The sequence below is a fragment of the Ligilactobacillus sp. genome, from assembly GCF_036846325.1.
Taxonomy (GTDB): Bacteria; Bacillota; Bacilli; order Lactobacillales; family Lactobacillaceae; genus Ligilactobacillus.
In genome coordinates this window covers 11,251-21,577 of sequence record NZ_DAIUCE010000022.1, presented here as the reverse complement: position 1 = coordinate 21,577, position 10,327 = coordinate 11,251, and the positions used below count along the sequence as shown (strand labels likewise).

Sequence of the window (10,327 nt, the reverse complement as noted above, 5' to 3'; positions counted from 1 at the left end):
ATTCGCATACGCATATTAATTCAAGAGAATTTGCAAATGATTTGCCGGATGTCGTGTTGCGTGCAAAAGCGCTTGACGTGAACAGGATGCTTGTATTGGCATATAATGAAGAAAGTGCTGACAAGTTAATGGAACTGCTGGACGAATTTCCTGAAGTCTATGGCGCAGTCGGCTGTCATCCGGAAAATGCGCAGCTTTACGATCATGATTATGAACTTTCGATGAAGCAATATTTAAGTCACCCTAAAATGGTTGCCGTAGGAGAAATCGGTCTTGACTATCATTGCGACACGCCAAGGGAAGTTCAGTTTGAAGCTTTGAACCGCCAGATTGAATTGGCGCAGTCTCTGCATTTGCCGATATCGATCCACAATCGTGACTCAATTGAAGACTGTTATGAGATTTTAAAGGAGACTGATGCGGCCATAAACGGTGGAATAATGCACAGTTTTAACGGTGATGCGGATTGGGCGGAGAAATTTCTCGATTTGGGCTTCATGCTTTCCTACAGCGGGGTATGCACTTTTGGGAACGCATCAGAAGTCAGAGAAGCAATCAAACGCACGCCGCTTGACAGAATGCTGGTTGAAACCGATGCGCCGTATCTGACTCCGATGCCGTTTCGCGGGAAGATGAATGAGCCCTTGATGACGCGTTATACGCTTGAGTTCATTGCCAAAGAGTTGAGAATTTCGGCAGAAGATCTGGCCGAAAAAACTTATGAGAATACGAAGAGGGTCTTGAGAATCAATGGATAAAATGAAAATCAGAGAAGTTATCGTCGTTGAAGGAAAGGACGATACGAAAAGAATCAACATGGCGGTAAACGCGGACACGCTTGAAACAAGAGGATCCGCAATCAGCGACGAAACGCTGGAGCAAATTGAAGAATTGCAGGAAAAACGCGGCGTAATCGTGTTTACCGATCCGGATTTTTCAGGCGAAAAAATCAGAAAAATTATTCAAGAAGCAGTTCCGGGAGTGAAACACGCGTTTTTAAACAGGCGCGACGCAGTGCCCGACCATAAAGGAAGCCTTGGGGTCGAACACGCCTCTCCGGAAGCGATTCGAGAAGCATTGCGCAATCTTTATACCGAAGAACCTGATGCTGAAGAGACGATTACAAGATCGGATCTGTTTTCGGCAGGTTTGATCGACGGGGCAGGAGCCAAGGAGCGCAGAAGACAATTATGCGAATATCTGAGAATCGGGTACGTAAACGGAAAGCAGCTGCAAAAACGACTGAATCTTTTTCAGATTACCCAGGAAGAATTTGAAGAAGCATTGAAACACCTTGAAGAGGAGAAGTGAAATGAGCAACGAATTACCTGAAATAGCTTCGAAGGCAAGGACGCGCGCCATTATGGAGACATATGGACTGACCTTTAAGAAGAGTCTCGGACAAAACTTTTTGACCGACCTGAATATTCTGAAAAAGATAGTCGCTGCGGCAGAAGTCAGCGAAGAAGATGACGTGATCGAAATCGGCCCGGGAATCGGGGCGCTGACGGAACAGCTTGCCAAAAGTGCACATCAAGTGATGGCTCTGGAAATTGACTCGCGGCTGATTCCCGTTCTTTCTGAAACGCTTTCGCCTTACGATAACGTCAAGATTGTGGAACAGGACGTTTTAAAGGCAGATTTGAAGGAACTGATTGCCGAAAATTTTGACGGCAGGCACAAGATCAAGCTGGTTGCCAATTTGCCGTATTATATAACGACGCCGATCGTCATGCATCTGCTTGAGGTTGACGTTGATTTCGAAACAATCGTCGTCATGATGCAAAAGGAAGTTGCCGATCGCCTGGCGGCCGGGCCGGGAACGAAGGACTATGGTTCTCTTTCTGTCGCCGTTCAGTACGAAATGGATGCCAAAATTGCATTCATTGTGCCCAAGACGGTGTTCATGCCGCAGCCGAAGGTCGATTCGGCAATCATTGCCTTGAATCGTAAGGATGAAAAACCGGACGTTCCCGTTGACGAACCGTTTTTCAAGAAAATGGTCAGGGGAATTTTTCTTCATCGAAGAAAGAGTCTGTGGAACAATCTGCAGGGATTGTATGGCAAGGATCCTGCGACAAGGGAAAAGATTGAACGTGCACTTGAAAATGCAGGGATGGAAAAGTCTGTACGGGCTGAACGACTGAGCATTTCACAGATGGTGCGTCTTGCTGACAATTTGGTTGCAGAGAAACTAAATTAAAATTAGAAATAATTTATTGAAGTCGTTTTGGCAATGTGGTATAATATTGCTTTTCTTGTGAAACTATGTTATAATTGTTTCACGGGAGGGTGAAGTCATGCCAAATAGATTAGCTGATATTAAGAATAAACTTGATGGTTGTATTGGTGCCAGTCTGACGGTTACGTCTCATATCGGGCGTAAAAAGGTAAACAAGTGCCACGGTGTCCTGAAGGAAACATTTCCGGCAATTTTCATCGTTGAACTCGATGATGGCGGAAACAATTCGGTTGAGCGCGTATCATACAGTTATACGGATGTTTTAACCAACAACATTAAACTTGATTTTGCCTCCGAAATTTAAGGCTAATCGATAATAATGAAGACAAACGCTGCGTAAGTTCAAGGCGCAGCGTCTTTTTTATGACCAAAAGAACCTCTCATCAATCAGATGAGAGGTTCTTTGGCGTGATTTACTGATTATCGCTGAGCCAGAATTTCTTCCATGGTGTCAGGAATTCGAGCAGCGGAAGTTCTTCAGGCCGAATCCTTCCAACCAGATTCTTGCGGGGATCACGGTGCGGTTTAAGCACGACTTGAAGTTCGTTCTTGTATTTCCCAAAATCGTCGTTTCCGATGACGACGTCTCCTCGCAGAAATTCGCAATCGTTATCATGCGGCGGATTACTGCAGTCATGATATTTGACTCTGACCTGAGTTGAGCGTGCAGTCAGGTCGGTAATGTCTCCGCGGCGCATATGCATGTTGTCCTGACAGATTTCCCTTTCAAGCGGTGAAGCTTTTTCCAGGTAATCGATCGAATATGTCAGACGATACGGATCAATGCTTGAAACTGCCTTGAGTTCATCATCTGAAGCATAGGCGTTTCCGATGATGACGGTATCAATCAGATTGGTGGCAAAAAGATGTTTTGCCTGAACTTCGATTGGCAGATCACGATGCATTTCAAGCGTCGGAAGCCCGTCGTTAACGTCCCACGGTCCGCCTGAAGCCTGCTGGCTCGTAATGAAGGCAGCTGTTCTGATGCCGGCTTTCTTGAAACGCTTGCTGCATTTTACGAAGAATTCATAGGGCAGCCCGGATCCTCTTTGCGGATAGAAGTTATGACATCCGTAAATGTAGGGTTCGTTTGCTTCGTATGACAGAATATTATCAAGGTATTTGACGTCGTTGCTCATGTTGAGTTCGATGGCAAGGTTGTAGGGATTATAGGATAAAAGAGCTTCCTTATTGCCATCAAAGCCTTCATCAAGTCTGATTCCGTCTGCACCCAGTTCTTTAAAAAAGCTCAGATCGTCATAGGATATTTCAAGTTCGTTGAAGACTGCAGGAGAAATATCCAGAATGGTTTCGAATCCAAGATTGGAAGCAATCGAAATGATCTTCTTGAATTTTGCTTCAACTGCCTTTTTTCCATCGCTGACTTCAAGCATGCTCATAAAAAGTCTTGAAAAGCCTAAAGAAGCAGCTTTTTTCAAATATTTCTCATCTTTTTCAGGATCGCTGTGGTCCGGATAGATGGAAATTCCGATTTCACGTTTCACTGATAATCACACCCGTTTCGTTTTTGAGTTAAGTTATACTTCAGCTTTCTTCTGTTCCTGGATAGTTGCCATGATTACGAAAGGCGCATAGATAAGAACGGAGACAACGATATTGACTGCTGCCAGAATCCCGCCTGCAATGCTCTTTGTTGCCAGGATGCCGCCGATGATTGGTGGAGTTACCCAAGGCGGCATAACCGTGCATGGCGGAACGAGTCCGAATTTTGTCGCAAAGTACGCAATTGAGACGCAGACCATCGGTGCCAGGATGAACGGAATGAACGTCATCGGATTCAAGACGAGCGGCAGACCGAACATCAAAGGTTCGTTGATATTGAAAATGCCGGGTGCGGCTGCGAGATTAGTCACGACCATATAAGGCTTGTTTTTTCTGCCGAACAGATAGATTGCGATGATAAGACCGATCGTAACGCCGGTACCGCCCATGTTGACGAATGAATCAATGAAAGGCTTGTTGACGATATAAGGAGCCTTGTGACCCGCTTCGATTGCCTTGACATTTGCTTCAATTGCCGGTGCGTTGATCGTCTGCATGAACGGATCGATCATGTTGGCACCGTGAAGTCCGAAGAACCAGAGGAATGGCGTGATGAATGCGATTAAAAGTGCAGAACCATATGAGTTTGCCAGTCCCATGAACGGTTTTTGAACCAATGTGTAGAATGAAGCGAACAGGTCTTTTACGCCAAATGCAGTGATGATGGCTGCAGCCAGACCGAAGATTGAGATTGTGATCATGGCTGGAAGCAGTGCAGCAAAGGCCTTGGCAACTGCCGGCGGAACACCGTCAGGCATCTTGATGACCAGTTTAGGATTATCAAACAAACGCTTGAGAATTTCTGCCGAAACGATGCCTGTGATCAAGGCAACGAAAAGTCCGGAAGAGTTCATGCCGCTTGTTGCGGCACCCAATGTAAAGAATGATGCAAGCGAAACGACACCGGTGGCAACGGCATCCTTTTCATAGCGTTTTCCAAGGTTATATGCAACAAGGAAGGCGATGAAAACAGACAGGACACCGAAAGTTCCGTTCCAGACGGCAGCACCGAAACCTTGCCAGGCAGTACCTCCGAAAATTGAATTCATAAGCTTCTGGAAGCCCGGAATCGGAAGGTTGTTGATCATGACTGCCAAGGCACCGAGAATCATCAGCGGCATTGTAACCATGAACGAATCACGGATTGCAATCAGATGTCTTTGGTTGCCGACTTTGGCTGCGACTGGAATAAAGTGCTTTTCCATGAAATTAACGAATTTTTGCATAAAGTTTCAACCCCTTTGTATAAAGGCCAAGTGACATAACGATAAATGAGTGGGCCACTCTGTTAACATTGGTCTATACCAATCAACATGCTTAGTATAACATCATCCCTTTGAAAACGCTACCCAATTTTTAAAAATTAATAAAAAAATTCAGTTAGTTTTCAATGAGTTGCAGACTTATAAAAAAAGACCTTGCGTTAATGCTTAACGCCAAGGCCTTTTCAGACATTCCTGGTTTTAGAAATAATCGTAAAATGAAACTTTTCCGTTCAGTTTTTCAAAACCGTTGATTCTCTTCCCTGAAAGCTTGCCCGAGGAGATAAGACTTTCAAGCGGGGACTCACCCAGCAGAAGCTGTGCAAAAGATGTTATCGGACCCGAAATGTCCGGCTCACTGTCGGTTTTGTGCCAGCCTTCCGCAGAATCCCTGACCCAGTTGCCGACATTCCATGGGCAAAGGGCGTCTTCCTGGATTCCGAGAACAATATTTTCGGCAATCGGCATGCAATCCAGGAGTTTTTTGACGTCAATGATCCGGCTCATCATGTAGGGGACAAGCGTAACCGTAATTCCTTCATGCTCCGTAAACGCTTCTTCGATATTTTCGTGAACAGGTGCAGCATAGGAGAACGAAGCGCATTGTCCGTTGTGAGATCCGGCAAAATTTAAAAGTCTTCTAAACGAGACGGGCGTTTCATGGACGAATTCGTCAATGATGAAGTCCAAACCGCTTATGCGGTAAATCAGATAGCCCGTGGCTTTTCCATCTTCATGGCAGACAGCAATGTTCCTGTTTGCATAATAAGCATCAAGTCGGTTCCACCACCATTTTTCGCGAATGATGGTATTGCGCTCGTTTTCTTTTAAAACGGCATCGTGAAGACTGATGACTTCAGCACTTATTTTTTCATCGTCAAAAGTTCCGCGGGTTATCGAACCGCCTTTTTCCCTGATCAGATTCGAAAAGGCAGCTGGAGTTATGTCGTATTTTTTTTGGCTGATAGTATTTTCATATCCGAAATGACGATAGAATCTCTCAGAGAACGGGGCAAGGTTTGAAACTGCAGTTCCCTGTCCGTGAAGATCGGCAAGAAGCTCTTTCATCAAACGTGAAATTCCGCCATTCCCGCGATATTCCGGCAAGCTTGCGACATAGCCTACACCACCCATTGAAAGTTTTTTTCCGTAAACCATGAGGGGGTATCTGTTGACCATGATTGCGCTTGCAAGAGTTTCGTCGACAAAGTCGCCATAAACGTCTGCATTTTCAAAGCGTGAGAGAAAATTGGCGTCTTTGGTGACGTCATAGGTCTTATTGAAGGCGTATTCGACAACGCGTCCTGTTTTTTGAAGATTGACGTTGTCTTTTGAAATTTTTGGCATAGAGAATTCCTCCGTTCGAAAAATAGATGTTTTGCTCATTATAACACAAAGAATTCCAAGTTAAAGCTCAAAAAAAACGGGATGCAAAACAGGTGTTTTAATCAAAAAAGCCGGCAGATAACCAAGCTGCCGGCCTTCTATTCATTCAGAAATTCCATTCATGATAATCTCGACGACTTCCCTCAGAGCATCGGGATATGAGATGTGATTAGCCTTTAAAACGTCCCGTTCAAAAAAATGTTCAAGCGTTGCTTCATAAATCGTTTTGAAAACGGGAATTGAAAAATCGCGCAGGACGTGTGCTCTTTGTCCTTCTTCAAGAAGGGCGATCGTTGTTTCCCAGTTTGATTCCAGGCGTTTGGAAAGATGTTCGTAAACCCTCGGATACTTGTCCTTCAGCATGTACATCTGCCTGAAGTCGACGTGTCTGTACTGTCTTGGCAGAACCTGCAGTGTTTCGATGATTCTTTCCCTGAGTTCAATCGTTTCATCGGCAATGATTTTTGATTTGGCATCGGTAATGCTGTCGAAAATATGATCAACCGCATGGAAGAAAAGATCTTCCTTGTCAGTAAAATAAACATACAACGTTTTCTTGCTCATTTTAAGAGCTGATGCAAGTTCGTCCATTGTAAACCTCGGACCCTTTTCCTGAAAAAGATCTGTTGCAACTTGCATGATCCTCTCTCTTTTTTTTTGTTCGTCCATAAAAGCTCCCCCCAAAAACCTTGATATACATCGATTGTAACATAACTGATGCGTGTTTTTTCATTAATATTGCCGGAACCGGAGGCATTTTTGGATTGAAAGCACGTTTTTCTTCAATTTGACTAATCATTCTAATGGTGGTTTAATTTAATTATTATGGATTATTAGACAAAATATTGAAAATCATGAAAAGACGTCATGGAAGTGAAAGATTTTCAAAATACTTCGGAGGTGTTTGAATGTCACATATGATTGATGCAAATACAGTGCTTCTGGGACTTCTGGCAAGTCCCTGCCGCCATTCGATCTCACCGGCAATGCACAACGCTGCATTTGACAAGCTTGGAATCAATTATGCATATTTGAGTTTTGACGTTGACACTGATACAATCAAAGGCGCAGTTGATGCGATCAGGGTGCTCAAGATGCGCGGTGCAAACGTTTCAATGCCAAATAAAAAGGCGGTCGTTCAGTACATGGACAAGTTGTCGCCGGCTGCCGAGATCATCCAGGCAGTCAATACAATCGTCAACGATGATGGTGTCCTGACGGGGCATAATACGGACGGAACCGGGTTCGTCCAGTCTCTGACTGATGAAGGAATCGAAGTTAAGAACAAACGGCTCGTTTTGGCCGGTGCAGGCGGAGCAGGAACTGCAATTGCAACGCAGGCCGCACTGGACGGTTTTTCTGAAATTGCATTTTTCAATCGCAAAAACGCCCGGTTTGAAAATGCTGAAAAACTGGCCGGAAAAATCAATCGAAAAACCGATTGCAAAGTAACGATGCATGACCTGAACGATAAGGATGATTTCAGGCAGTCGCTGGAAAATGCGGATGTTTATTGCGATGCGACAAGCGTCGGGATGGCTCCGCTGGAAGAAATGAGTCTTGTTGAGGATCCCGCATGGTTTCATGAAGACATGGCGGTATGTGATATCGTGTACGCACCGAGGACTACCAAGCTGATGAAGGTTGCAGAAAAAGCGAACGTCAGGCACGTGATTAACGGTCTGGGGATGGTTTTGAATCAGGGGGCGGCCGCTTTTGAATTGTGGTGCGGTCAGAAGATGCCGATTGAATATGTAAGAAAACAGGTTTTTGATGAGGTGAAAATGTGAAAACGGTTAGATTGAGAAGCATTGAACTCGGTGACGGGGATCCAAAAATCATCGTGCCGATTACCGGCGCGACTGAAGAGGAAATTATCGCCCAGGCTAAGGAGCTTAATTGCGAAATCTGCGATCTGGCGGAATGGCGGGTTGACTTGTTTGAAAAGCGCCATGCTGTTTCCGAGATTGTAAAGGTTTCAAGACAACTTAGGAATGAGCTGGGAGACATGCCGTTTATTTTTACGATCAGAACAAAGGAAGACGGTGGCAAATTTGAGGGAACAGACGAGGAATATGCTGAAACGGTCAGCAGTTTTCTCTTGGAAGGAGAATGCGATGCCTGCGACATTGAGCTGTCAAAGGGGAAAATGTTGGTTCAAAGCCTGCTTGAGGCTGCAAAAAGTCATGGCGTCAGGACGATTGTCAGCAGCCACAGTTTTGACAAGACTCCGACTGTTGAAAGAATGATTGCACTTTTAGATGAAATGCAGGACTGCGGTGCTGACATTGCCAAGCTTGCCGTGATGCCCAAGTCGATTCAGGACGTTTTGAACCTGATGCTTGCCTCTGCCAGGGCTTTTGAGAAACTGGACATTCCGCTTATTACGATGTCGATGGGAAAATTGGGAGCATTCAGTCGCGTTGCGGGAATTCTGACTGGATCCTGCGCAACTTTCGGAAGCCTTGGGCAAGGGTCGGCGCCTGGTCAATACGATTGCCGGGATTTGAAGAAAATCATGGAAATGCTGTAGAAGCAGTTGAACGAAATGCCGAACAAAAGCGGTCGTAATTCGACTGATTTTGTCCGGCATTCTTTCAGTTTCGGGACATGAAAACCTTATTTTTTAAATACAGTGCTGAGAATCGCCTGCTCAATCAGGCAAGGTGTGAAGACCAGCCGCTTAACAAGGCGGTAGATAAGGAGGGGCGCTCATGAATCTGTAAATTTCAGCTACCGATTACGGGCAAAACAGCGATTTTTGAGATTTGCCCGTAAATGGCAGTCCTTGGTTGCGGTCAAAGCACACATTTAACGTTGCATACACATCAAAGTCTGCAAATCACCGGGACTTTTGTTAGAGACATAGTTTTTCCCAAGCCTCTTTCATCTGGAGGCGTGTGTGCTCGGTCTCTTTTGTTGCGTAGCGCGCGTGGAAACTCGGTAATTTATTGCCGAGTTCTGTTCACTACTCTTTAAGAGAAAACGGTCTGACAATGTAAACTTCATTGCAAAAACCGCGAAGACCGTTATAGACGCGGACAGCCCGCTGATATTTGCGGCAAACGCCAAAGACTGTCGGTCCGGATCCGCTCATTTGCGCTGCATCGCAACCGAACGTCAGCATTTTCTGCTTGATTTTCCAAATATCAGGGTGTTTCCTGGCAGTGATCGGCTCAAGCGCATTTCCCATTTTCCTGGTCATCTCCGCATAGTCTTTCTTGGAAATTGCGTCTAAAACGCCATCGACGTTTTGATGGACGATTTTTGAATAGTTGATTTTCTTCAAGATGGACGGCGTTGAGACGCTGTCACGCGGTTTGGCAATTACTAAACACATTGGTTCGAGATCGCCGATAGGAGTAATGATTTCTCCCTTGCCAGTGACAAGTGCAGGCTCGCTATAGATGCAAAAAGGAACGTCAGAATCAATCTCAAGCCCGATTTTAGCCAATTGATTTTTTTCAAGACCTAGTTTCCACAGCTTGTTCAAGCCGCGCAAAACGGCGGCCGCGTCGGATGATCCGCCGCCCATTCCGGCAGAAACGGGAATGTTCTTGTCAATCGTGATTTCGACGCCCTCACTTTTGTGGAAAAGCTGCTGCATTTTCTTTGCAGCCTGAAAGGCCAGGTTGCGTTCATCACAAGGCAAAAAACCGGTGTCCGTTCTGACGGTGATGTCTTTTGAATCCGTTTTGGTCTTAATGTGAACGTAGTCGGCAAGGTCAACGGCAATCATGACCATTTTCCACTCGGGATTTCCATCCGGGTGACGAAATGGGGTATCTAGGCTTAAATTTAATTTAGCCGGTGCTTTTTCCGAGATCTCCATCCGATTTCACCTTTCCTAGTAAAAAATTGATAGTTTAATTAT

General features: G+C 45.2%; 11 protein-coding genes. 6 read left to right on the top strand and 5 right to left on the bottom strand.

All coding sequences use genetic code 11. The features are described 5' to 3' along the window. From V7Z60_RS03800 to V7Z60_RS03785, 4 genes are all read left to right on the top strand, one after another. The coding region (locus tag V7Z60_RS03800; protein WP_334116458.1) for a TatD family hydrolase at positions 1-758 on the top strand (758 nt) is incomplete at its 5' end. Between the two features lies 1 nt (position 759). Continuing rightward, positions 760-1,311: a ribonuclease M5 gene (gene rnmV, locus V7Z60_RS03795; RefSeq protein WP_100205869.1), complete on the top strand. Its 552-nt coding sequence runs from the start codon at positions 760-762 to the stop codon at positions 1,309-1,311. Position 1,312: 1 nt separating this feature from the next. Continuing rightward, complete coding sequence (gene rsmA, locus V7Z60_RS03790; RefSeq protein WP_334116456.1) at positions 1,313-2,203, top strand: 16S rRNA (adenine(1518)-N(6)/adenine(1519)-N(6))-dimethyltransferase RsmA; 891 nt, start codon at positions 1,313-1,315, stop codon at positions 2,201-2,203. A gap of 97 nt (positions 2,204-2,300) precedes the next feature. Next, complete coding sequence (locus V7Z60_RS03785; RefSeq protein WP_334116454.1) at positions 2,301-2,546, top strand: Veg family protein; 246 nt, start codon at positions 2,301-2,303, stop codon at positions 2,544-2,546. A 109-nt stretch (positions 2,547-2,655) separates the two neighbouring features. Here the strand turns inward: V7Z60_RS03785 and V7Z60_RS03780 are convergent, their stop codons facing one another. The 4 genes from V7Z60_RS03780 to V7Z60_RS03765 all read right to left on the bottom strand — a co-directional run bounded on the left by V7Z60_RS03780 (position 2,656) and on the right by V7Z60_RS03765 (position 7,122). Further along, a complete protein-coding gene (locus V7Z60_RS03780; protein WP_334116452.1) occupies positions 2,656-3,747 on the bottom strand; it encodes a DUF871 domain-containing protein in 1,092 nt (363 codons plus the stop codon). A gap of 33 nt (positions 3,748-3,780) precedes the next feature. Continuing rightward, positions 3,781-5,031, bottom strand: a complete 1,251-nt coding sequence (locus V7Z60_RS03775) for a PTS sugar transporter subunit IIC (RefSeq protein WP_334116451.1) — start codon at positions 5,029-5,031, stop codon at positions 3,781-3,783. Between the two features lie 237 nt (positions 5,032-5,268). Then, positions 5,269-6,414: a GNAT family N-acetyltransferase gene (locus V7Z60_RS03770; RefSeq protein WP_334116449.1), complete on the bottom strand. Its 1,146-nt coding sequence runs from the start codon at positions 6,412-6,414 to the stop codon at positions 5,269-5,271. Between the two features lie 141 nt (positions 6,415-6,555). Continuing rightward, positions 6,556-7,122, bottom strand: a complete 567-nt coding sequence (locus tag V7Z60_RS03765) for a TetR/AcrR family transcriptional regulator (protein WP_334116448.1) — start codon at positions 7,120-7,122, stop codon at positions 6,556-6,558. A gap of 239 nt (positions 7,123-7,361) precedes the next feature. Here V7Z60_RS03765 and aroE point away from each other — a divergent pair, with 239 nt between their 5' ends. Continuing rightward, entirely contained in the window at positions 7,362-8,243 is an 882-nt protein-coding gene (aroE, locus tag V7Z60_RS03760) for a shikimate dehydrogenase (protein WP_334116446.1), read from the top strand. After that, positions 8,240-8,986, top strand: a complete 747-nt coding sequence (aroD, locus tag V7Z60_RS03755; RefSeq protein ID WP_334116444.1) for a type I 3-dehydroquinate dehydratase — start codon at positions 8,240-8,242, stop codon at positions 8,984-8,986. The genes aroE and aroD overlap by 4 nt, the downstream gene beginning before the upstream one ends. Positions 8,987-9,421: 435 nt before the next feature. Here the strand turns inward: aroD and ispE are convergent, their stop codons facing one another. Further along, on the bottom strand, positions 9,422-10,285 hold the full coding sequence (gene ispE, locus V7Z60_RS03750) for a 4-(cytidine 5'-diphospho)-2-C-methyl-D-erythritol kinase (RefSeq protein ID WP_334116443.1): 864 nt from the start codon (positions 10,283-10,285) through the stop codon (positions 9,422-9,424). Between the last annotated feature and the right edge of the window lie 42 nt (positions 10,286-10,327).